The 23269-nt window shown below is 27.7% G+C and carries 21 protein-coding genes and 1 tRNA gene; 3 read left to right on the forward strand and 19 right to left on the reverse strand.

The window, feature by feature from the left end:
* Nucleotides 1-406: 406 nt before the first annotated feature.
* The 4 genes from ACTG45_RS13855 to ACTG45_RS13870 all read right to left on the reverse strand — a co-directional run bounded on the left by ACTG45_RS13855 (nucleotide 407) and on the right by ACTG45_RS13870 (nucleotide 5473).
* Nucleotides 407-1183 carry an alpha/beta hydrolase gene (locus ACTG45_RS13855; RefSeq protein ID WP_021385315.1) on the reverse strand — a complete coding sequence of 259 codons (777 nt, stop codon included), beginning with the start codon at nucleotides 1181-1183 and terminating at the stop codon, nucleotides 407-409.
* Between the two features lie 33 nt (nucleotides 1184-1216).
* Complete coding sequence (locus tag ACTG45_RS13860; RefSeq protein ID WP_021385313.1) at nucleotides 1217-1735, reverse strand: helix-turn-helix domain-containing protein; 519 nt, start codon at nucleotides 1733-1735, stop codon at nucleotides 1217-1219.
* A gap of 243 nt (nucleotides 1736-1978) precedes the next feature.
* Nucleotides 1979-3631, reverse strand: coding sequence for a cell wall-binding repeat-containing protein (locus ACTG45_RS13865; RefSeq protein ID WP_479917201.1), 1653 nt, complete (start codon nucleotides 3629-3631; stop codon nucleotides 1979-1981).
* 189 nt (nucleotides 3632-3820) lie between these two features.
* A complete protein-coding gene (locus ACTG45_RS13870; RefSeq protein WP_479917202.1) occupies nucleotides 3821-5473 on the reverse strand; it encodes a cell wall-binding repeat-containing protein in 1653 nt (550 codons plus the stop codon).
* Between the two features lie 460 nt (nucleotides 5474-5933).
* Here ACTG45_RS13870 and rpsT point away from each other — a divergent pair, with 460 nt between their 5' ends.
* Nucleotides 5934-6200 (forward strand): 30S ribosomal protein S20, encoded by a 267-nt coding sequence (gene rpsT / locus ACTG45_RS13875; RefSeq protein WP_021385419.1) that lies wholly within the window; start codon nucleotides 5934-5936, stop codon nucleotides 6198-6200.
* A 177-nt stretch (nucleotides 6201-6377) separates the two neighbouring features.
* Here the strand turns inward: rpsT and holA are convergent, their stop codons facing one another.
* The 4 genes from holA to ACTG45_RS13895 all read right to left on the reverse strand — a co-directional run bounded on the left by holA (nucleotide 6378) and on the right by ACTG45_RS13895 (nucleotide 10887).
* Entirely contained in the window at nucleotides 6378-7421 is a 1044-nt protein-coding gene (gene holA, locus ACTG45_RS13880; protein ID WP_479919198.1) for a DNA polymerase III subunit delta, read from the reverse strand.
* Nucleotides 7375-8676: a ComEC/Rec2 family competence protein gene (locus ACTG45_RS13885; protein WP_479920299.1), complete on the reverse strand. Its 1302-nt coding sequence runs from the start codon at nucleotides 8674-8676 to the stop codon at nucleotides 7375-7377. Before ACTG45_RS13885 ends, holA begins: the two co-directional genes overlap by 47 nt.
* Before the next feature lie 112 nt (nucleotides 8677-8788).
* A complete protein-coding gene (locus ACTG45_RS13890) occupies nucleotides 8789-9973 on the reverse strand; it encodes a GNAT family N-acetyltransferase (RefSeq protein ID WP_479919199.1) in 1185 nt (394 codons plus the stop codon).
* 8 nt (nucleotides 9974-9981) lie between these two features.
* Entirely contained in the window at nucleotides 9982-10887 is a 906-nt protein-coding gene (locus tag ACTG45_RS13895) for a DUF2156 domain-containing protein (protein ID WP_479919200.1), read from the reverse strand.
* Nucleotides 10888-11070: 183 nt separating this feature from the next.
* On the opposite strand from ACTG45_RS13895, the gene ACTG45_RS13900 reads away from it, so the two are divergent.
* Nucleotides 11071-11907 carry a ComEC/Rec2 family competence protein gene (locus ACTG45_RS13900; protein WP_044213738.1) on the forward strand — a complete coding sequence of 279 codons (837 nt, stop codon included), beginning with the start codon at nucleotides 11071-11073 and terminating at the stop codon, nucleotides 11905-11907.
* A 126-nt stretch (nucleotides 11908-12033) separates the two neighbouring features.
* Here ACTG45_RS13900 and ACTG45_RS13905 read toward each other — a convergent pair whose 3' ends face one another.
* From ACTG45_RS13905 to ACTG45_RS13925, 5 genes are all read right to left on the reverse strand, one after another.
* Complete coding sequence (locus ACTG45_RS13905; protein WP_479917204.1) at nucleotides 12034-12741, reverse strand: tRNA threonylcarbamoyladenosine dehydratase; 708 nt, start codon at nucleotides 12739-12741, stop codon at nucleotides 12034-12036.
* Between the two features lie 146 nt (nucleotides 12742-12887).
* Nucleotides 12888-12984, reverse strand: a tRNA-Sec gene (locus tag ACTG45_RS13910).
* Between the two features lie 243 nt (nucleotides 12985-13227).
* Nucleotides 13228-14067: a G5 domain-containing protein gene (locus tag ACTG45_RS13915; RefSeq protein ID WP_479919201.1), complete on the reverse strand. Its 840-nt coding sequence runs from the start codon at nucleotides 14065-14067 to the stop codon at nucleotides 13228-13230.
* 248 nt (nucleotides 14068-14315) lie between these two features.
* Nucleotides 14316-14990, reverse strand: a complete 675-nt coding sequence (locus tag ACTG45_RS13920; RefSeq protein ID WP_479919202.1) for a uracil-DNA glycosylase — start codon at nucleotides 14988-14990, stop codon at nucleotides 14316-14318.
* A gap of 35 nt (nucleotides 14991-15025) precedes the next feature.
* On the reverse strand, nucleotides 15026-15397 hold the full coding sequence (locus ACTG45_RS13925) for a NusG domain II-containing protein (protein ID WP_479919203.1): 372 nt from the start codon (nucleotides 15395-15397) through the stop codon (nucleotides 15026-15028).
* Between the two features lie 66 nt (nucleotides 15398-15463).
* Between ACTG45_RS13925 and ACTG45_RS13930 the strand changes: the two genes are divergently transcribed.
* Entirely contained in the window at nucleotides 15464-16519 is a 1056-nt protein-coding gene (locus tag ACTG45_RS13930; protein WP_479917205.1) for an FAD:protein FMN transferase, read from the forward strand.
* Between the two features lie 246 nt (nucleotides 16520-16765).
* On the opposite strand, the gene ACTG45_RS13935 is transcribed toward ACTG45_RS13930, so the two are convergent.
* The 6 genes from ACTG45_RS13935 to ACTG45_RS13960 all read right to left on the reverse strand — a co-directional run bounded on the left by ACTG45_RS13935 (nucleotide 16766) and on the right by ACTG45_RS13960 (nucleotide 23192).
* Complete coding sequence (locus ACTG45_RS13935; protein WP_479917206.1) at nucleotides 16766-17944, reverse strand: MalY/PatB family protein; 1179 nt, start codon at nucleotides 17942-17944, stop codon at nucleotides 16766-16768.
* Nucleotides 17945-18006: 62 nt separating this feature from the next.
* Entirely contained in the window at nucleotides 18007-19071 is a 1065-nt protein-coding gene (locus tag ACTG45_RS13940; protein WP_479919204.1) for an aminopeptidase P family protein, read from the reverse strand.
* A gap of 99 nt (nucleotides 19072-19170) precedes the next feature.
* Nucleotides 19171-20433, reverse strand: a complete 1263-nt coding sequence (locus ACTG45_RS13945) for a PTS fructose transporter subunit IIC (protein WP_021385521.1) — start codon at nucleotides 20431-20433, stop codon at nucleotides 19171-19173.
* A gap of 23 nt (nucleotides 20434-20456) precedes the next feature.
* A complete protein-coding gene (locus tag ACTG45_RS13950; RefSeq protein ID WP_003416512.1) occupies nucleotides 20457-20774 on the reverse strand; it encodes a PTS fructose transporter subunit IIB in 318 nt (105 codons plus the stop codon).
* 58 nt (nucleotides 20775-20832) lie between these two features.
* The gene (locus tag ACTG45_RS13955) at nucleotides 20833-21288 is read right to left on the reverse strand and encodes a PTS sugar transporter subunit IIA (protein WP_021385484.1); all 456 of its coding nucleotides are present in this window, start codon (nucleotides 21286-21288) and stop codon (nucleotides 20833-20835) included.
* Nucleotides 21289-21302: 14 nt separating this feature from the next.
* Nucleotides 21303-23192, reverse strand: a complete 1890-nt coding sequence (locus tag ACTG45_RS13960) for a BglG family transcription antiterminator (protein ID WP_479917209.1) — start codon at nucleotides 23190-23192, stop codon at nucleotides 21303-21305.
* Nucleotides 23193-23269: the final 77 nt, after the last annotated feature.

The raw sequence follows: 23269 nt of genomic DNA on the forward strand, positions 1-23269 counted from the left end.
GCACGTGGTCAGTAATTTGGCAGGGTTTTATATTCTTGCATATTCTGACATAACCATTGGAATAGCTAACTTATTCCTTGGTATTCTATTTTGTACTATCAACTTCGTATTTTATAACAAAAAACTATAAATTTATTTAAAACAAGTAAAATTAAGGCTTTCAATGTAAGAAAATTGAGTTTGGTCAGTAATTTGTCAGTAAACTTTCTTATCTATCATTTATTTACAAATGTAAAAAGGTAGCAACTATTTATATAGGCGCTACCTTTTAATCTATTTATCATTTTTCTATTAAGTTTTCATTTATTATATATTTGCTCTAAAATAATTTTTTCATATCATACCTCATTTATTTGCTACATTTTTAAAAAACAAGCACTGATTACCCTATAACCACCTTACTACTTTATTCCTGTTGAAAAAATGGTTCAACAATTTCCAGCCATTCATTTGGAAGATAAAGAGATAAATATCCATGATTATAACCCTTAGCTTCATAAATTTGGCAAGTACTAACAAAAGACTTAAACATTTTTGCAGAGTTTTTAACACACTTCATTTCTTTTTCTCCATACCAATACATTACTTCTGCTTTGGTTGTTTTTATACTCTTTTTAAGCGTATATTTCATCATATAAGTACGATATATATTGTAAAATGTTTCTTTTCTGACATGTGGCATATCTTGCATATAATATTTTTTAATTTTATCTGGATACTGCATATTTTTAGGTAACAATTTTGGCATCATAGCAATTTGAAAACGACAAGCCTTCTCACTGAATAAAAATCCTCCAAAAAATCGAATACCAGCAATACAAAATCGTGCCATAGTAGGTCTTGGGTAGCAGATACTCCCATCAATAATTGCTTTTTTAGTAATATCAGGTTTTCGAGATAAAAGCTCCATTACAATTTGGCCACCCAGTGATACCCCACACAAAGCAAAAAGATGTCCATCACACTTTTCATCTATATATGACATCAATTTATCCGCTGTATCCTCTGTAGATGTGTATATCGTTTCATATTCTTCTCCATGACCATCCAATGTAGGAAGTATAACATAATAGTTGTTAGACAAAACTTCTGCTTGTCGCAAATAGTTCCACCATGCATTTCCCCCTCCATGAATCAACATAATGTGTGGTTTGTTTTTATTTCCAAATTCATGAAATTTCATATATAACCTCTTTCTATAAAAATAAGATATATGTTATTTTTTATTACCATTATCAACTGGTGGAGAAGATATGATTGAAAGTTTTCTAAGTTTTAGATTTGATTTAGGCTTTTGTTCTATATATGGCTTCAATAAATCAGCCATATTTTTAAGAAGACTTTCATATTCATTATCACTCATATATAGTAATGCTGAAGAGAAAAATACATTATCTTTTTTATGGTCTTGGTCTTTTCTACTAAAATATTCATTCATTTCCTGCATCAATCCTACATGAAAAGCTGTAGAAAGTGCAACAAATGTTTCCCCTTCCATAGATGATGTATATTCTTTTAGTGCATAAACTTTTTCAATAGTGCCACGTACACGGTTTTCTTTTACCACTTCAATCATATTGTTCTCTTCTAAAATTTTTACATGATGATAAACTGTTGCACGAGGAATATCATTTAGATATTTTACAATATCAGATGTTCGAACACTGCCATGAAGTCGGATATACTGTAAAATACGAAGTCTAGCAGGATTTAAAACCAATTTTACTATGTCCATCTTATCATCCCTTTCTTTAGTCTATAAAAATATTATAGTCTAATTTTTTAGACTATTCAAGTATATGATATAAATAGTAATTACAACTTAATCAAATAAATTTTTTAAATCTTTTTCATAATTTTCATATGATAGTCTTTCTATCCATTCCACTGCTATTTTTAATTCAATACTTCATCTTTAATAATAATAATTTTTGGATATTTAATCAATAAAAGAAAGGCTCTTTAAAGAGCCTTTCTTTTATTGATTAAATCCTAATATAGATAATGCTTTAGCATCATAGTACTTAGGCATTTTTTTTGTTGCACTTTCGAGTTTAGAAGAATTGAATTCTAATCTAATTCCAAGATCTTTATATGCTCCAACTTCAGTCCCATCAAATTCATACCATTTACCATCAATTTGTACATAGTTCCATGAGTGTCTTAAATTAAAATCTTCCTGATATAGTGAATTCATTCCCATTAGTCTTGTCAATATATGAAAGCTTTTTGCATAACCCTCACAGACACTTTTCTTTTCAATAAGATTATTATATACATTATAATTTCCTAGAACATAGTCTGCCTCTGTAACTAATTTTCCAGCTCTAGTAGCCTTTTCAAGGTCAGAAGCATTCTTCCAATCAAAACTATTTAGAAAGTTTCTGATTACTGAGATTTCCTTTTGAACATCGTTGTAAGAAATACGTTCTCTAATTGCTATTGTATTTATAGGATCACGGTCTCCAAAGTACAGGCTATGATATTTTTCACCTGCTAATGCAGCAGCATACGAACCCAATGCTTCCATTCCTTGATTTATATAATAATATTTTCCATCTGCTCGAAGTTCAATTCCATTTTCATTTCCTCCATAATTAATATCCCACCCCTCCTTATTAGTTGTGTTAAGACCAAGCTGTACTAACATTCCTTTGAGAGGATACTTCTCATCTGTATTCTTTTTAACTACACCTGTATTAGCATCACCTACATTATTAGTTACATTTAGACATTCTTTTATTATAGAATCATAAACAGTTCCTATTGCTGTTATTTTAGTCGCACCTTTAAGTATACTTTTGTTACTTCCATGCTCAACCAATACAACTGGTTTGCTTTTAGCTAGAGTTGAACCAATTAATGGATAAACTAATTCACTACCACTAGCTATGTAAAACTCTTTAGTATTACCATAAAACTGTTGGATTATCTTCTTATTAGTCTCATATCTATCACTTCCACCCAGTCTAGTTGCACCTAGTTTTTCTACAAGTTGATTACTCATAGTATTTGTCGAACCAAATGCAAATATTTTATTTCCTTCAATTTTGAATTCAGGCATATCTGAGCCATTAGTAAGTAATACAGGTATCGCATTTTTAAATGCAACTGAGGCTGCACTTATAGCATCAGCTTCTCCTTTAAACCCATTTGCTACTAACACATCACCTGAACTACCTTTTAATTCTAAAACCTTTTCACTCACCTTATAACTTGTACTAAGTCTATCTTTTCCTTCAATTCTTTCAATATCAATATTTTTTTCTTTTAGAACGCTTTCTACCTTACTGCCTATAGAATTATTTCCTCCTATTATATACACTTTTTTAACATTATTAAGTCTTTTTAATGTTGAGTCTAGTATCGTATTTTTCTTCGTCAATAATATTGGTGCATTTTCAACTCCAGCCAATCCACTTGCTGATAGACCATCTGCTAAGCTATTATCCACATTAATAAGGATTGCTTTAGTATAATTCTGTTTATCTGCAATAATGGCTGAAGTTTCATACTTGTCTCTACCCTTTATGTTATCAATCGAACTTAGTGCATTTGATGCTATTGGGAATGCAGAAATTGCTATCGACAGTGAAATTCCCATGGTTAATAATTTTTTGTGTATTCTCATAATATAAATCCCTCCTAGATATTATTTGTTCTACTGCAAGATGCATAAACACAGCCATGAAGTTGTGTATACATCTTATTATCCTTTTCTAGTCTATAAAAATATTATAATCTAATTTTCTATACTGTCTAAATCTATGATATAGAATTGTCAAGCAATCAACAGTGATTACTTGACAATTAAAATAATTTATTGATTAAATCCTAATAAGGATAATGCCTTAGCATCATAGGACTTATGCATTTGTTTTGTCGCATTTTCTAATCTGTAAGAATCAAATGCTAATGGAAGTTCAAATTTTGAAATCTGAGACCCATCAAATTCATACCATTTACCATCAATTTGTACATAATTCCAAGCATGTGGTAAACCACCTGCATTCATACCTGTCTGATATAGTGAATTCATTCCCATTAATCTTGTTAATATATGAAAGGTACTTGCAAAACTTTGACATAATCCTTTTTTTCCAATAAGATTATCATATACATCATTTGCTCCACCACCATATTTTGCCTCTGATACCAATTTTCCAGCTCTAGTAGCTTTTTCTAAGTCAGATGCATTTTTCCAATCAAAACTATTTAAAAAATTCCTTATTACTTCTAGTTCTTTTTGGGCTTCTTTGTAAGAAATTACTTCTCTACCTGCTATTATTGTTATAGGATCTAGGTCTCCAAAGCCCAGACTATTATATTTTTCACCTGCTAATGCAGCAGCATACGCACCCATTGCTGCATCTCCTTTATTTATATAATAATATTTTCCATCTGCTCGAAGTTCAATTCCATGAGCATTTCCTCCATAGTTTATATCCCATCCATTCTTATTAGTTGTGTTAAGACCAAGCTGTACTAACATTCCTTTGAGAGGATACTTCTCATCTGTATTGTTTTTGACTACACCTGTATTAGTGTCACCTACATTATTAGTTACATTTAGACATTCTTTTATTATAGAATCATAAATATTTCCTATTGCTGTTATTTTAGTCGCACCTTTAAGTATACTTTTGTTACTTCCATTTTCGACTAATACAATTGGTTTGTTTTTAGCTAGAGTTGAACCAATTAATGGATAAACTAAGTCACTACCACTAGCTACGTAAAATTCTTTGGCATTACCATAAAACTGTTGGATTATCTTCTTATTAGTCTCATATCTATCACTTCCACCTAGTCTAGTTGCCCCTAGTTTTTCTACAAGTTGATTACTCATAGTATTTGTCGAACCAAATGCAAATATTTTATTTCCTTTAATTTTGAATTCAGGCATATCTGAGCCATTAGTAAGTAATACAGGTATCGCATTTTTAAATGCAACTGAGGCTGCACTTATAGCATCAGCTTCTCCTTTAAACCCATTTGCTACTAACACATCACCTGAACTACCTTTTAATTCTAAAACCTTTTCACTCACCTTATAACTTGTACTAAGTCTATCTTTTCCTTCAATTCTTTCAGTATCAATATTTTTCCCCTTTAGATAACGCTCTACTATACTATCTATAGAATTATTTCCTCCTATTATATACACTTTTTTAACATTATTAAGTCTTTTTAATGTTGAGTCTGGTATCGTATTTTTCTTTGTCAATAATATTGGTGCATTTTCAACTCCAGCCAATCCACTTGCTGATAGACCATCTGCTAAACTATTATCCACATTGATAAGTATGGCTTTAGTATAATTTTGTTTATCTGCAACAATAGCTGAAGTTTCATACTTGTCTTTACCCTTTATGCTATCAATCGAACTTAGTGCATTTGATGTTATTGGAAAAATAGAAATTGCTATCGCCAGTGAAATCCCCATAGTTAATAATTTTTTGCATATTTTCATAGTATAAATCCCTCCTAAATATTATAGTTCTACTTAAATGATAGACTATAAAATGAAAAAAGTCATCTTAATCAATGGAAAATTTATCATAATTAACCATATAAATTTATATTTTTATAAATTTTTTTTACTAAACGCATAAAAATGAGTAATTTCTTGTATTATCTTATAATAATTGGAAATACTATCAAAATGTATGTTAATAGTTTGTATTATCTCAAAATATTTGTTCCAAAAATGAAATATTAATTTATATATATTAAAATATTCAAAACACAAAATATACCAACCCAAAACAAGATATTGCAAATTATTTATACAAAATCCATAATCTAAAAAATCAAAATAAAAAACATTATTAAAATATATAAATAATAATCCTTGATTTTTAGATTTATTTCTGTTAAAATCTAATATGTTGACGATGAATATGATAAAAAAATACAGGGAGGTGAACACGGTGGCAAATATAAAATCAGCTAAGAAAAGAATAGGTGTTATCGAAAAGAAAACTGCTTTAAATAGAGTTAGAAAATCTCAAATAAAAACTGCAATAAGAAGATTCGAAGATGCTGTTGCAGCTGGAAACAGAGAGGATGCTGTTGCTAAGTTCCAATACGCTCAAAAAAGAATATACCAAGTAGCTTCTAAAGGAACTATACATAAGAATGCTGCAGCTAGAAAAGTAGCTAAATTAGCTCAAAAATTAAACGGTATGAACGCTTAATTACCAGTTTATATTTCTTATATATAATAACCCCTATGCAGGGGTTTTTTATTTTGGAAATTTATACAATAAAAAATAAATAGTTAGATATTCTATAGTATATAAAGTAGACTAAATTTAGTCTACTTTGTTTTAAACTACAACAATCCTGCTATTTATTTTTTATCTATTATTAATTTATATAATTTGTCTTTTACAATACTTACTAACCAACATTTCTATCGCTAAGGTATCTCTTATAAGACCAGTCTTTATTTTATAATCACTTTCTAATATATAATTTAAGATTTCTACAATTATGTCATCAGAAAAATTTTTAGTTTGCTTTAATGCTTTTCCTACAACAAATTGATGCATTTTTAATTTATCAGCTATAAGTTTAGTTGAATATCCATCAAGTTGTAACTGTCTTACCTGCATTACTATTTTAAATTGTCTTGCTATCATAGAAAATATCCCTAAAACAGACTCACCTTCTTGTATCATATCATTCAATATTTTCATTGCATTAGAAGCATTTTGTTCTCCAATATAATCGATTAATTTAAATATATCATTCTCAACTTTTTTTTGAGATAATTTATCAATTACTTCATTAGTTACATTATTACCCTTACCAACAAACGAACTTATCTTATTTATCTCGTTTTCCAAATCAGATAAAGTCTTTTCACTACTCTTATCTCTATATCCTTCTTGTTCAATAAAATACATTATTTGAGAATTTTCTATTATAACTTCATTTAGAGTAAAAGATTTTTTTATCCACTTAAATAAGTCCATATCAGAAAGCTTATCACAATCAAAGACAATTCCATTATTTCCGATTTTCTTAACTAGAGATTTTCTTTTATCAACATCTCCATACACAACAAAAACTATAGTGGTAGTATCTGGAGTATTATCTAGATGCTCTATTAAGTATTTCTCATCACTATCAGTAAAGTTCTTTTTCTTTCCTTTTAATAGTTCAAAATCTTTTATTATTACTATCTTTCTATCATCCATAAATGGAAGTGTTTCTATAGAGCTTATAAGCTGATTTAAGACGATTTCCTTTCCATCTATCATATCTAAATTAAAATCAAGCATTCCCTCGTTTAGACTATCTTTAAATGCTTTTATTGCATTCTCAATTAAATAATACTCTCTTCCATAAAAAAGATACATCTTTTCAAAATTGTTCTCTTTTACATTCCTTATAATATCCTTGTAATCCATTTTCTTGCTCCTTTATCTCTTTTCCTTCTATGTAAAATATGTAAAAAAACACTCCTATGTAATAAATCACTACAATATAAAATTTAGGATTTTCTATATTAATATATGCAAAATTTAAATTGCTGAGTTTATCTAGTAAAAAAAATATGCTTTCTATCAATGACCTATTAAAAAAGGATATAATTTTAGCTATTACTACACTTACTTTAAATACTATTAAACTTGCAATACTCAAATACATTATTACACCTACAAATGGTACTATAATCAAATTTCCTATAACTGAAAGCAGTGGTATTCCTTTAAATGTGTAATAAATTATAGGTAGAGTTAATATATTTGATGATATTGTCAATGATACCATACTTAATTTTACAATACTATTTATTTTATTGTAGAATATCAATATAGAAAGTGTAGCTAAAAAAGACAATTGAAAACTTACATTATATATAACATAGGGGTTATTCATAATTAAAACTATCCCTATTAGAGACAATGTTGATATACCATCCTTTTTTCTATCAATAAATATTGATAGATAGAAAACTATAACAAATGTTATAGACCTAATTATGGATGGAGACGCACCTACCATTATACAATATAAAGTTATAAAAATCGACAATATTAATAATTTATACAATTTATTTATACCTCTTAATAAAAAAGATATAATTACACATAGTATACCTGTATGAAGACCAGATATAGATACTACATGACTAGTTCCTGTCCTAGTGAACAATTCTTTTTGTTCATCAGTAAGGTTTTCAACCTCAGCTAACAATATAGAATTTATAAAATCTGAGTTTTTCTTATATAAATATCTGTAAGTCTTACTTATATAAAACTTTATTTTTCCAACTAAAGAATATATTTTATTTTTACCAACAACTTTATAATTATTTATATATATTATACCTCTATATCCAGTACTTTTTATGTACCTTCCATAATCAAAATCATCATACTCCATTTTATCTAAGCTCTTAAATTTTCCTGTAATATTAACTTCTTGTCCAATTTTCAAATTTTTATTTCTTGAATAATCATTTATTAAAAAAACACCTACCTTATACTGATTGTATCTTTTCTTTTCAACTTTCCCTTTAACAACACCTTGTATAGTTATTATCTTATCATTGAATTTTTCATCTTTTTTCTTATTACTTGTGGTTATAAATGATATAACAATCACAAATATCAATACAATTAATAAAGGTCTTCTTATTTTAATTATAATCACTCCTATATAAAAACATATTATTTAGATTATTTTCAAATAGTAAATTTTTAAACAAGATAAATTATTATAAACAAAAGAATACGCCAAAAGATTTTAAAAATCTTTTGGCGTATTCTTTTTATATATATTCGTTTATATAGTTATTTCTTTTAGAAAAAATACACTTAAGTATTTCTATTGTTTCTTTTGAAACCCCTTCTAGATTATTTAAGAAAAGAGCTTCTTCTACATCTATATATGAAAATGATAACTGTGTTAAGGTATTTATATCTAATTTAATATCAAAACCTTCTTGAGGCTTTTCTATACCTTTTTTATCTAATTTTTCTACAGCTATCTTACGATTCTGTATAGAAACTTTAAATAGACCATTATTTTCATCTATAAACTTGTCTTCTATTAATAAGTTAACTGAACTATTAATATCCTCATCTACATATATATCTTCTATAAATTTCTTTACATTTATAACTCTTCCCATCATAAAAGGTTTTATTTTTATCTCACAATCTTTAGGGTTGTCTAATATAAGTCTTATTTTATCTATTATAGGAGCAGATATAGTAGCTATCTTACATTGAGTATTGTGATTATATATAAATTTAAGCATTGATTTAAGAGCATCTATATTTTTATAAAATAACTCTCTAACAAACATTTTGTCTCCTTGAAGAAAATAAACTATATATCCATCTTTTCCATTACCTTCATGAAGGTATAAAAGCCCATCTTCACTTTGAATTTCTTTAAATAAGTTTTCATAATAATGTTCATCTTTTAACACATTACCATTAACCTCATTTAAAAAAGCTCTATCTATTTGTATCAAATCATCAATTTGTGATATATTAGCTTTTATCATCTTTCCACTTGACTTAAAATTTTTTAAATCATCTGTATTAAGAGTATATTCAATCTGGTCATAGCAATGTTCATATCCGAATCTTCTATAAAGTCTATAGTCGATTGGCATCAATATAGAAACTAATTGACCTTTTTTATACAATTCGTTTAAAGTAAATTTAATAACTTTACTCATATATCCAGTTCCTCTGCCTTCAGGAAGTGTGGAAACCCCTACTACATACGATGTATTGTATACCTTATTGTTTAGTATTAACTTATACTGATTTAGCTGAAGAGAGGAAACAATTTTTCCTTCATCTAAAGCTATTACAGTATTTTCATATTTATACTTATCATTGAAATAGTACTTCATAAAATTTTCACTGTCATTAAAACAATAACTCCAAATTTCTTTTATACTTTCTATTTCTTCTTCTTTAGCATACCTAATCTCCATATAGTATATTAAGCCTCCCTAACACTGTACTTTTCAACAAATCTACAAGGATGGTAAGAAAGTTTAGCTTTTCTCAAACCTTCAATACCTAAATCTTCTTCTCTATTTACAAATTCAACATCTTTAAATTCATTTACTAAAAACTGTTGGTTTATAAATGGATATAAACCTCTTATATCAGGATTAGCTTTTTCTATATGAATAAGTGCCATATTTTTGTTTAAAAGCTCTCCTATACTGAATGCTTCTAATTTTCCATCCACATAAACACCAAACATTTTTACTCTATCTTTTAGTACATCATAATGGTTAAATATCTTTTTGATACCTACCAATTCATCATCCATACTTTCATCAAATTCATCATTTTCTTCCTTATTACTTTCCCATTCTTTCATTAATACTAAACATTCATTGAAGTTTTCTTTATCTAATAATTTGACTTCATATCTACCTGCGTATTCTTTTAAGAAATAATTTATATGGTTTCTCTTCTTTTGATTCTTTTTACCAGCTAAAGTTCTTAAACTTTCTGCATCATAAATATAGTCAAATAAATCTCTTTCTTCTATATACTCAAATCTATTTGGATATTTTTCTTTTAAAAATTCTACTACTTCAGTAGTAATACCTCTTAGGTATATTTTTTTATTATTTTTAGAAAAATATTCAAGCACAAAATCTACAACTTCTGGAAGCTTTTCTCTTTTAGCAAGTGGTAATATTGAGAAACTATCTCCCTCATATTCACCAACTAAAACAGCAAAATCTTCTCCTATATAATATCCTGTCTTATAAACATGTTGCCACATATATAAAGTACTAAAACAGTACTCACAAGCTTCATAATCTACTAAATCAAAATATGGGTCTAATTCCTTTTTTGAATTTAGTTCAATATCTTTGAAAAACATAAAATCCTCCTACCTTTTTTTATTGCTTAATTTTTTAAAATTTTATATCTATAAAAACTCCAATTTTGTTTTGGTATTAATTTCATTTATATTGTTTAAAATATAAAATATAATAAGTCATATATATCTTATATTACCCATCATAAAATTATATAAACATGTAATGACTGGAGTGATTTTTTATTGAGAAATAAAATTTTTTTATTAATACTTATTATAATATCACTTTTAAGCGGTTGTGACAAAAAATCTCTACTATCTATACATATGATAGATGTTGGACAAGGTGATAGTATTTTAGTACAAACACCTACAAATAAAAATATATTAATTGATGGAGGTGATGAGGATAGTGGAAATATAGTTACTAGTTATTTGAAACAGAGAAAAATAAAAACTATTGATGTGATAATAGCTACACATCCAGATTCTGACCATATAGGAAGTCTTGATAATGTTGTAAAAAAATTTAATGTAAGCTCCATATATATGCCTGAACAATCAACAAATAGTGAAGCTTATCAAAATCTAATAAATTCTTGTAATGACAAAAACCTCTCTATTCAGTATCTCTATAAAGACGATATTTTAAATATCGATAACAATATAAATATATATGTATTAAGTCCATCATATATACAAGAAGAATCAAATTTAAATTCAATAGTTTTCAAACTAACTTTTAATAATAACTCTTTTTTATTTATGGGTGATGCTGAGGAATCAATTGAAAAAGAAATCTTACATTCTTTTGAATTGAACAATATTAATTTTGTAAAAATAGGGCATCATGGAAGTAATTCATCATCATCTTTAGAATTTATAAAAAGAATTAATCCAGATATAGCTGCAATATCATGTGGATATAAAAATCAATATGGTCATCCCCACAGAGAAGTTCTCAACAATTTGAAACAAAACCATGTATCAATTTATAGAACAGATAAAATAGGTGATATTGTCTTTTATAGTGATGGAGAAATGATATTTACAAAATATAAATATGAAATAGATACATAATATAGAAAATAAAACTATAACTACATAATATAATTAGGCTAAAAGTATCAATATAAAATAGTTTCACATTGATGCTTTTAGCCTTCAAAATACGTATTTAAACTTTATAAATTAAAATATTTAGACTTATTGTTCTAATAATTCATTAACTATTACAGATGCAATTATTAGTCCTCCTACAGATGGAACAAATGATACACTACCAGGTGTTACTTTTCTCCCATTCATTACTTTCTTTTTAAGTTCTATTGGTTGTTCAGTTGAGTATACTACTTTTAATTTTTTAATCCCTCTATCTCTAAGCTCTTTCCTCATAACTTTAGCTAAAGGGCAAGTACTTGTTTTGTGTATATCAGTAACGACTATTTTAGTTGGGTCTAATTTATTTCCCATCCCCATAGAACTTATTATTTTTAAACCGTTTTTTTCACAGGTTTCAATTAGATGTATTTTAGAACTTACCATATCTATTGCATCCACAACATAATCATATCTTTCAGTCAATATTTCATCACTAGTGTCTTTATTATAAAGACTTCTTATTTTTTTTATATTGATATTAGGGTTTATATCCAAGATTCTCTCCTCCATTACATCAACTTTATACTTTCCTATAGTTGAATGTAAGGCTGGTATTTGTCTATTTATATTTGTTATATCCACATCATCAAAATCCACAATAGTAAGATTACCAACTCCAGCTCTTGCTAGAGCTTCAACAGTAAAACTACCAACTCCTCCAACTCCAAATACTATTACATTTGAATTATTAAGTTTTTCTATTCCATCATCTCCAACTAGAAAACTAGTTCTTGTTGTAAAGTTATTTTCCATCTTTTCACTCTCCTAGATTTTTATCTAAACAATAATAGTATTATAAAATTTACATTATATAATACCAAAATATTATATATCATTAAAAGTAAATTATCTAAATTTAAAAAGGTATCTTTTAATATTAAAAGATACCTTTTATATACTGGCGGGAATGCGTGGGAATCGAACCCACCTAAGAGGCTCTTAACCCCTCATACTAGTTTTGAAGACTAGAGGGCACACCGGCACCCATCCACTCCCATAATGAAATGTGTCTCAACGAAATCTATAATATCATATATTTTGACTCTTTGCAACAATTTTTATAGATTTATCTGATAGTAAATTATAATTTAAATAGCTTTTATCTATACATGGTTAAAATTTACTTTTTTATTATATGCTTAAAATTAAAAACTGGAAATTATATTTTATGTATATACAAAGAGTTACCTCTCTATATTAATTAAAATATAATTTCCAGTACAAATATAGATTATATAATTATTTTAATATACGTATATCTATAGTTTTTCTTCCCCAGTTATAAACTGTTTTTGAGTCATTCATAAATATATCAATTTTATTTCCTTTTATTGCTCCACCACAGTCTTCTGCAGTAAATACCATATCAAATTGAGGTATATAAACCTTAGTTCCATATGGTATAACCTTAGGGTCTACAGCTATCGTTCCCCACTTAGGCTTTGTACCTGTAGCAGTTATACTATGACCACTATATGCAGTTGCTACTACTCTCATATTTTTACCATTGTTACTACTACTATTACTAGATGATGATGAAGCCATTCTTCTTGAGTTTTCTCCCCTTGATGAAGCTACTTGCATCTCTACTTTTGTTCCTTTGTTTACTACTTTGTTTACAGGCTCAGCTTTAACAACCTTTTTCACAAATTCCTTTTCTACTTTCTTTCCATTGTGATAAGTTTCTTTATATATTAATTCACTTTTTCCAGATTTTCCTTCTTCTTTAACTTCAGAGTCTCCCTTTGATAAAGAACCATCTTCAACAACTGTAACTTCAAATGGAATATCTTTAGTTTCTACAACTGTTTTTTCCTTTACATCAATTACTTCTATTTTATCTCCATTAGATAATTTTGAGTTTTCATCTAAAGTAACTATATCATTTGCATCATAACTAATGTTTTGAGATTCTAGAAGGTCTCCTACATTAGAACTAAATGTTGATATAGTTCTTTCTTCTCCCTTTACTACTAATGTTACTTGTTTATTAAGTGCAGAGTACCCCGATAATATCCCAACTGATAAAACAACCGCCATCACCGAGACTTTAGCATTACTCAATTTTTTAAAATTCATATAAACTTTCCTCCCTCAATTTTTTTACACTATATATTTTGCTTCGTAAAATTCTGCTTTGTAAATTTCTTTTTTTGTTTGTGTTTTTTGTGTAACTAAATTGTAACTATTTTTTCAAGAGTTGTCAACTTGACAAAAAAATAGAAATATGCATATATAGTATTTTCAACTATTTACACATATTTCTATTAGTTACAACAATGTCATTGTTTATTGTTGTTTTGTTATCATTTTGTTACCTTTTAATCTTATATATTTTCTATTTGCCAATTAATAGGTTCTTTTCCTAATTTTTCTAGAATTTCATTTATCTTAGAGAAGTGTTTACATCCAAAAAAACCTTTACTTGCTGATAATGGGCTTGGATGAGGTGCTTCTAAAATATAATGCTTACTTGTATCAATCAACTCTACTTTTTTACGTGCATTACTTCCCCATAATACGAAAATAACTGGGTCTTCACGTTCACTTAAAATAGAGATTACTCTATCCGTGAAAATTTCCCACCCTTTATTTTTATGAGAATTAGCTTCATGTGCTCTAACAGTAAGAGCAGTATTTAAAAGTAATACTCCTTGGTCTGCCCAAGGCATCAAATATCCATTGTTAGGTATAAAACATCCTAAATCGTCTTTTAATTCTTTATACATATTTAATAAAGATGGTGGAGTTTTCACTTGTGGTTGAACTGAAAAAGCTAAACCATGAGCTTGATTATCTCCATGATAGGGGTCTTGTCCAAGTATCAAAACTTTTGTATCTTTATATGAAGTGTGTTTCAAAGCTTCATATATATTATGCATATTGGGGAATATTTGACGTGTCTTATATTCTTCTATAAGAAATTTTCTTAAATTTAAATAGTAATCTTTTTCAAATTCTTCTTTCAATAATTCATTCCAATCATTTTCTAAGTTAACCATAATTGTCACCAATTCCTTTCAATTATTTTATTATTTTATTTAGAAATTATATCTTCTTGATTATTGTCCTTTTCATTTGTATTTATTTTTATACTAACTCTATTAGGTATACAAACTATACTTTGACTTGGTTTATTTATAAAACCAGTATGTACACAAACCTTATCAGGACATGAGGCATCTACTATTTCTACCCCTTTATCATGAATCTTGACTATATTATACCCCCCTCTATTCTCTATTTTAAATTCTTCTTTGGCATCTATTGGAACAGTCTTATACAATTTATTATCTACATAAATCTCAATACTTCCAGCATTTTTAGAATTTATAACATTTATTATCCCATAACATGCTGTAATAACAACTAAAATGCCTAAAATAAGAAGAATGTCTTTTTTCTTCATTTTTTGTCCTCCTATGAAATTATGTTATAATAAAATAATAACACAATTTCATAGGAGGAATATACCATGAATAAGAAAAAAATCACATTTATTTTTGTGATATTGATTTTAGCATTAATTTTATTTTCATTTTTTAGGAGTTCAAGCCAGAATACTAAATATAGTAAAACTAGCTATTACCTTGGTACAGTAAATGAAGTTACTGTATTTAATATAAAAGAATCCAAAAGTGATAAAATCTTAAATGAATGTGATTCAATTTTAAGATATATTGACAATAAAATGAGTACTCATATACCAGGAAGTGATGTTTCTAAGATAAATGATAATGCTGGAAAGAGTTTTGTCAAAGTTTCAGACGATACGTTTTTCGTTGTAAAAGAGGCAATCCAATATTCTAAATTATCAAGTGGGTATTTTGATATAACAGTTGGTCCAATATCAAACTTGTGGGCAATTGGAACAGATAAAGCCAAAGTGCCAAGTGATTCTGAAATAAAAGAGCTTTTGCCTCTAATTGATTATAAGAATATTATATTGGATGAAAAAAATAAATCTATAAAATTGACCAAAGAAAATATGAAAATTGATTTAGGTGCAATAGCTAAAGGATATGCTGCTGATAAAATTGTGGCCTATCTAAAATCAGAAGGTATACAAAAAGGTTTAGTAAATTTAGGAGGTAATATATTTACCTTAGAAAATGGTAAAAATGATAAACCTTTTAAAATAGGTATTCAAGACCCAACTAGTAAAAATGGAGAATCTATAGGAAATATAGAAACCACAAATAAATCTGTTGTTACATCTGGAATTTATGAAAGATTTATAGAAAAGGATGGCAAAATATATCACCACATGCTAAATCCGTTTACAGGGTATCCTTTTGAAAATGGCTTAAGTAGTGTAACAATAATATCTGATAAATCTATTAATTGTGATGCTTTATCTACTTCTACCTTTGGACTTGGACTTGAAAAGGGTATGGATTTAATTAATAGTATTGATAATGTAGATGCTATATTTATAACTAAAGATAAAAAAGTATACTTGACTAAGGGTATAAAAGATAATTTTAAACTTACTGACAAAGCCTTTTCTATTAAAAAACTAAATAAATAGTAAAATTCGATAAACTATGTTATAAGAAATAAATCATACTGACAACAATAAAATTTAAGAATTTGACAGCAATAAAAAAGCACCTTATTATATTCAAGGTGCTTTTCATAACATTCTATTAGTTTTTACAAATAATTTATATTTTACTCTATAAAGCTTTCTTTATCATATTTTCAAATACATAATCACTCAAATAATATTATACTTATTGAAACAAAACTTATTTCCTTATTTTTTAAAATTATTTTATAAAGACTTTAAAAATAACTCCATTCTATTTAAAGCTTCAATTACATTTTCTTTTTGAGTTCCTAAGTTTATTCTAACATAATTCTCACCATCTTTTACAAAATGGCTCCCATCCTCCAACAATACTCCTGTATCAACAGCCAACTTATCTGTAAATTCACTTGCACTTATACCTAATCCACTTATATCCATCCAAGCTAAATAAGATGATTCCATCTTCATCAATTTAATATTATTATATTTATCTACCCAAGTTCCTAAAAGTTCATAATTTGATTTTATATATTCATTTACACCATTTAACCACTCACGACATTCATTATAAGCAGTTATCAATCCTATAATTCCAAATACATTTGGAGAAGTTATAGAGTTTTGCTTTAGTTTATCTCTAAATCTATCTCTTATGTTCTTATTTATAACTATTGAGTAAGAAGTCTTTAATCCACCAAGATTAAACCCTTTATTTGGTGATGTCAATAGAATAACATTTTCTAAAAGCTCTTTTTCAAGTTTAAGTATTGAGTTAAACTCACCATAATGAATATGTTCTGCATGTACTTCATCTGCAACCAAAATAACATTATTTTCTTTACATATAGTTGCTACTTTTGTCATTTCTTCAATTGACCATATTCTTCCAGATGGATTATGTGGTGTACAAAACATCATTAACTTAGGTTTATTTTCTTTAATTTGAGCTTCTAATTTATCAAAGTTTATATAATATCTATCATTTATAATATCTAATGTATTACAAACTATATTTACACCTTGCTTTTTTGCTGATGATTCAAAAGGGTCATAAACTGGTGTATTTAATATTATACTATCCCCCTTTTGACAAAAAGCTTGTACTACATAGTGAAGTGTTGATACAGTTCCATAAGTCAATGTAATCCATTCTCTTTCTACATTTACTTTATGCATATCATTTTGCCATCTGATAACTGAATCATAAAATTCATCATAACAGTATGTATATCCAAATACACCTCTTTTTACAGCTTCAATAAATTTATTTTCTATTTCTGTTGGTATTTTAAAGTCCATATCAGCAATCCACATTGGTACAAAATCTTCTCTTATATCTCCAAACTTATCTCTTATAATATTTAAATCCCATTTTCTACACTTTTCACTTACTCTATCTGGTCTATCATCAAAATTATACATTTAAATTTACCTCTTCTTTTCTAATTATCTTACTTATTATAAAATATTAATCTAATTCATTTTTAACTTACAACAATTAAATCTTTAGTAGATATAGTCAATCTCACACATCCATCTTGTGTTATAAGCACATCATCTTCTATTCTTACGCCTCCAAGATTTGGTACATATATACCTGGCTCTATAGTTACAATCATACCTTCTTTTAATACTTCATTTGATTCAGGAGCTAATGCAGGATATTCATGTACCATGATACCTACACCATGACCTAAGTTATGACCAAAATTATCAGCATATCCATATGAGCCAATTATATCTCTTGCAATTTTATCTATTTCACCAGTAGTCATGCCTGGTTTTAAAACCTTTATACACTCTTCATTGGCTTCTTTTACTATATTATATATTTCTTCTAACTCTTTGTTTATAGTACCCATACAAATAGTTCTAGTAATATCTGAACAATAATTATTGTATTTAGCACCAAAATCAAAAGTCACAAAATCACCATACTCTATAATTTTTTCACTGGCTTTTCCATGAGGTAATGCTCCTCTCAATCCAGATGCTACTATTGTATCAAAAGACTCTTTTTGACCACCCAACTCTTTTATAAATCTAACAATTTCATTTTCAACTTGCTTTTCAGTCATACCAACTTTTATAAAATCAATTATATGATAAAATGTAGCATCCACTATTTCACAAGCTTTTTTTATATATTTTATTTCATCTTCATCTTTTTCTTTTCTTAAAGTAGATAAATCAACCGATTTTAAAGTTACACTCAACCTTTGACTCATATTCTTGTATGAATCAAAAGATACCTCGCTTCCTTCAAATCCAATTTCTTTTATATTTTGATTTTCACAAATTTCATTTACTATATCAAAATATGTTCTGTTTTTATCCATTAAAATGACATCAAATAAATTTGATTTTCTTTTAATTTCTTCAAAATATCTAAAGTCTACTATTATATATTGTTTCCTTTTAGTTATAAAAACATAGCCTGATGAACTAAATAGATTTCCAATATAAAATTTATTGGTAGAACTATTAATAAGAATTCCATCTATATCATATTTTTCTAGATACTTTCTTATTTTTTCTATTTTACTCATATTTTTTATCCACCACCTTTAATTAATCATATAGGTAAGGCTGGTAATATTAATTAAAACAATATTACCAGCCAAAGTTATCATAAATAAACTTAAATGTTAGTCTATATAATCCACAACAAGTTTACCCTCTTTTATTAATTTATTTCTATAGAATATATTTCCTACAGCTATGAATATAGCACCAACTGCTATACCTATTATATACCCAAATAAATTGTCAACTAAAGGCCATGCCCATATTGCTGACTCTGGGAACCATTGAATTGCGCCTAGAACTATACCTGTAATCGCTCCTATTACACTTCCCACTATGTTTAAAGGTATAACAAAACCTGGTCTTTCAAGTGCAAATGGTATTGCTCCCTCAGATATACCCATAAATGATAGGAATATAGAAGTTTTTCCTGCTTGATAGAATTGTCTATCATATACTCTTCTTCCTACTAATCTTTTATCTAATAAAGTTGTTAATCCTAATCCAATTGGAGGAACAACTATAGCTATTGTTCTTGCTGTTATTGGCAGTACATTCTCTGTAGTTAAACCAAGTGCAACGAATCCTGCCGCTTTATTTATTGGTCCTCCTAAGTCAAACGCTGTAGCTGCTGCTAAAGCTGTTGCATATACATATTCTCCAGCTGCTCCTGCTGCTGTTAAGAAGTTTTTCATACTTTCATTAATTAACCCACCAAATGGAGTTATTATAAATATCATTAATATCATACAAGTTAATGATGCTATTAGTGGTATTAAAAATGTTGTCTTAAAAGCTAACCAGTTATGAGAAACCTTTATAGATTTATTTAACCATTTTACAAAATATCCTATTATAAATGCTATTAATATTGCACCTAAAAATCCTGATGCAACTGGAACAACTTCAGTCCATTGCCCATCCACAAATTGTGGAACACCTACAGGTTTATTAGCTATATATCCGCCTATAAAACCTGCAATTAAAGCTGTTTTTCCACCTATAGAGTTTGCACAAAATGCTGCAAATAGTGGTATTGCAAATCCAAATAAAGTAAATCCGAAATTTGACATTAATTGTGCCATATTTAAAAGAGTAAGTTTAAATCCTGTAAAATCACCTGAGTTCATAGCATCAACTATACCTACAGATGGGTCAAGCCCTAATATAGCATATGGTATTAATTGAGATAAAGCTCCTATAAGTCCACCCATTACTAAGACTGGTATCATATATGATATACCTGTCATTATATGCTTACTTATTTCCTTCCATTTTCCATTTCCCTTTGATTGAGTTGGATTAGATGGAGTAGGCTTTCCTACATTATTTCCTCCTGTTGTAGAAGCGCCTGAACTGTTTATAACTTTTTTCTTAATTGCCATTCTCTTTCCTCCACAAAAATTTATTATATTCCTAAATCTTCTTCTATTTCTTTTATAACGCCTTCTGCATTTTTTATAGCTTCTTGTAACTCAACTTCATAAACTTCACAACCATCAAATCTTTCCATACCTTCTGGTGTTATTGCTACTGCATGTATTATCATAGTTGCTCCTAATATATCATCTCTTGTTAACTCATTTTGTACACCATCTGCACCTTGAGTTTCAACTTTCGCTTCATAACCTAGTGCCTTTGCAGCTTGCTCTATTGCCTCTGCTGCCATGAAAGTGTGAGCTAGTCCCATTGGACAAGCACATAATGCTACTAATTTTTTATTCATTTTAAATTCCTCCTATTTTTTAATTAATTATTTGTTTTATTTTAGCCTTAGCGTTTAATTATAAACCTAAAGCTTCATTTATTAAGTTAGATATTTCTTCAACATTATTGCTCTTTAAAAGAGAATCTTTAAAGTCTTTATTTATCAATTTTCTTGAAAGAGATGATAATAATTTAAGATGAATATTTTCTTTGCTTTTTCCTGGCATAAGTAAGCTTATTGCCAATTTAACCTTATCTTCACCTTCATTCCAAACAACATCATCAGTAAATTTCAATACTACTACTGCTGGATTTTCAATCGCATCATTTTTAGTATGAGGTATTGCGATAGATTCACCTAAATTTGTAGTAAATTGTTCTTCTCTAGCCATTAAACCTTCATATACTAAATTTTCGTCTTCTGTTAAGTTTAATTCTTTAGCTTTTTTTGCTATAAATTTTAAAACCTCAACCTTAGACTTAGTATCAACATTTAAAAATACATATTCTGTGTTAAATATGTTTGTTTCCATTATTAATTTCCTCCTTAATTACCTATCAGTGCCATTAGTTTATCAAAGTCACATATTTTAATAATTCCTCTTACTCCACCTTCATCTTTTATAAAGTTATAAAGGTATTTAAATATTGAAAAATTATGTTTTTCTTTAGTATTAAAAAATACCATAAATACTAGCTGAACCTCTTGTTTATCCCAAACTATTGGATTTTCAAGTATCCCAACTCCTATTATAGATTTTTTATCTCCCTTCACTATTGTGTGAGGTATTGCTACTAGATTTCCTATTTCAGTTGATGAAATATTTTCTCTATCTATTATGCTTTCTATTGAACTTTCTTCTATAAAATCTCTTTCTTTCAGTTTGTTAGAAAGAGAAAGTATAACCTCTTCTTTAGTACTAGCCTTTATACTAAAAAAAGCTTTTTCATCAAACATATTACTTATTATCTTTCTTCTTTCTTCTTTTTCGTAAAATGCTTTGTTTACGTTTTCTATCAAGCTATCATCAAATATATTTTCGATATATAAGACAGGTTTTTCATATCCTTTTAATTCAACAGTAGATACTATTAAATCAACATCTTGACTTATAGCCATATCAAGATATCTAACCGGATAAACACCTACAACATTTAAATCACTTATATTCTGCTTTAATTTTTCAGAAATAAGTTGCCCTGTCCCTATCCCATAATGGCAAACTATGCAGATTTTCTTACTCGTATTTTTTTTCATTCTTTCATTTGAAGCCGCAAAGTGAATAGCTATATACCCAAGTTCATCTTCATCAAGTTTTAAATTAAACTCAGTTTCTAGTTTATTTGATAAAAACACAGCTAGATTAAAAGCAATTGGAAACTTCTCTTTTATTTGATGAAGTAAAGGGTTATTGGATTTTATATTAGCTTTCGCTCTATTTAAAAATCTCTTTATATGGTCAGATATTGCAACCATAAACTCCTCATCCTTTGTATAATCACTTCCTGAAATAAGTAATATATCTTGAAGTGCACTACTTATAACACTATTTATTCGCTCCTCAATTTCACTTGTGTTTTTTCTTCCTTGTGTTCCTTTATACGCTATTACACCAGAGTAATTTGAAATGTAAATTACTTCATCTTCAATAAGTTTAAACCCAATCTTATCAGAGATTTCTTTCATTAAGCTTTCTATAAAAGAGTAATTATGAAATCTATAACTTGTATCTATTAGATTTATGTTGTTACTATGTCCTCTCTTACTCCTAAATACAGAAACAATTATTTTTGAAAGCAAAAGATTAAAATCTTTATCTGAAATTATTGTATCTTTCTTTCTTAAATGTTTTTCTAAAATATTTTCTATACAGTGTATATCGTTTTCACTGATGTCATCCAAAAACACTTTGATTTTACTTTTTTCATCCAACTTTATTGCATAGTCAGTAATCAATTGTCTTATATTAATTTCTTCACCATGTATATAGCTTCCATAGTAAGGTTTAGATTTTATAACTAAGTCATACTTTTCAAGTTTTCTTTTAAGCTTACTAGACAATTTGTTTATAGCGGCTATACTCAGATTTAATTCTTCTGCCATTGCTTCTATGCTCATATAATTCCTATTAATAAGCATACATATTATGTTTGACATTCTTGATTCTTCAGAGTCATCTAAAAAACCATCAATATATTTATTTGCTTCTTTAATAGCTCTTGCTATATTACTTTTAGAGCCACTTAGCTTATATCCTATACCTCTAGAAGAAGCTATTACCAAATCATACTTGCTTAAAATACTATTTAAATCTGCTATATATCTTTTAATAGTTTTTGTAGACACATCCAATTTGATAGCTAGTTCATTTGATGTCATATATCCGTCTTTATTGCTTAAACTTTTTACTATTACTGCATGTTTCTTAGTTATCATTGTATCACCTTCTCTTTGATTTCAATTATATATCAAGTAAAATTTTAATTGTATATATAATATGTCTATATAAGGGA

This window comes from Clostridioides sp. LIBA-7602 (genome assembly GCF_056688945.1).

What these genes read in the sequence shown, in the direction of transcription:
- ACTG45_RS13855 (WP_021385315.1), bottom strand. Translation starts at nt 1,183, where the DNA reads ATGAAATTTCATGAATTTGGAAATAAAAACAAACCACACATTATGTTG.
- ACTG45_RS13860 (WP_021385313.1), bottom strand. Translation starts at nt 1,735, where the DNA reads ATGGACATAGTAAAATTGGTTTTAAATCCTGCTAGACTTCGTATTTTA.
- ACTG45_RS13865 (WP_479917201.1), bottom strand. Translation starts at nt 3,631, where the DNA reads ATGAGAATACACAAAAAATTATTAACCATGGGAATTTCACTGTCGATA.
- ACTG45_RS13870 (WP_479917202.1), bottom strand. Translation starts at nt 5,473, where the DNA reads ATGAAAATATGCAAAAAATTATTAACTATGGGGATTTCACTGGCGATA.
- holA (WP_479919198.1), bottom strand. Translation starts at nt 7,421, where the DNA reads ATGGATTACAAGGATATTATAAGGAATGTAAAAGAGAACAATTTTGAA.
- ACTG45_RS13890 (WP_479919199.1), bottom strand. Translation starts at nt 9,973, where the DNA reads ATGGAGATTAGGTATGCTAAAGAAGAAGAAATAGAAAGTATAAAAGAA.
- ACTG45_RS13895 (WP_479919200.1), bottom strand. Translation starts at nt 10,887, where the DNA reads ATGTTTTTCAAAGATATTGAACTAAATTCAAAAAAGGAATTAGACCCA.
- ACTG45_RS13905 (WP_479917204.1), bottom strand. Translation starts at nt 12,741, where the DNA reads ATGGAAAATAACTTTACAACAAGAACTAGTTTTCTAGTTGGAGATGAT.
- ACTG45_RS13915 (WP_479919201.1), bottom strand. Translation starts at nt 14,067, where the DNA reads ATGAATTTTAAAAAATTGAGTAATGCTAAAGTCTCGGTGATGGCGGTT.
- ACTG45_RS13920 (WP_479919202.1), bottom strand. Translation starts at nt 14,990, where the DNA reads ATGGTTAACTTAGAAAATGATTGGAATGAATTATTGAAAGAAGAATTT.
- ACTG45_RS13925 (WP_479919203.1), bottom strand. Translation starts at nt 15,397, where the DNA reads ATGAAGAAAAAAGACATTCTTCTTATTTTAGGCATTTTAGTTGTTATT.
- ACTG45_RS13930 (WP_479917205.1), top strand. Translation starts at nt 15,464, where the DNA reads ATGAATAAGAAAAAAATCACATTTATTTTTGTGATATTGATTTTAGCA.
- ACTG45_RS13935 (WP_479917206.1), bottom strand. Translation starts at nt 17,944, where the DNA reads ATGTATAATTTTGATGATAGACCAGATAGAGTAAGTGAAAAGTGTAGA.
- ACTG45_RS13940 (WP_479919204.1), bottom strand. Translation starts at nt 19,071, where the DNA reads ATGAGTAAAATAGAAAAAATAAGAAAGTATCTAGAAAAATATGATATA.
- ACTG45_RS13945 (WP_021385521.1), bottom strand. Translation starts at nt 20,433, where the DNA reads ATGGCAATTAAGAAAAAAGTTATAAACAGTTCAGGCGCTTCTACAACA.
- ACTG45_RS13950 (WP_003416512.1), bottom strand. Translation starts at nt 20,774, where the DNA reads ATGAATAAAAAATTAGTAGCATTATGTGCTTGTCCAATGGGACTAGCT.
- ACTG45_RS13955 (WP_021385484.1), bottom strand. Translation starts at nt 21,288, where the DNA reads ATGGAAACAAACATATTTAACACAGAATATGTATTTTTAAATGTTGAT.
- ACTG45_RS13960 (WP_479917209.1), bottom strand. Translation starts at nt 23,192, where the DNA reads ATGATAACTAAGAAACATGCAGTAATAGTAAAAAGTTTAAGCAATAAA.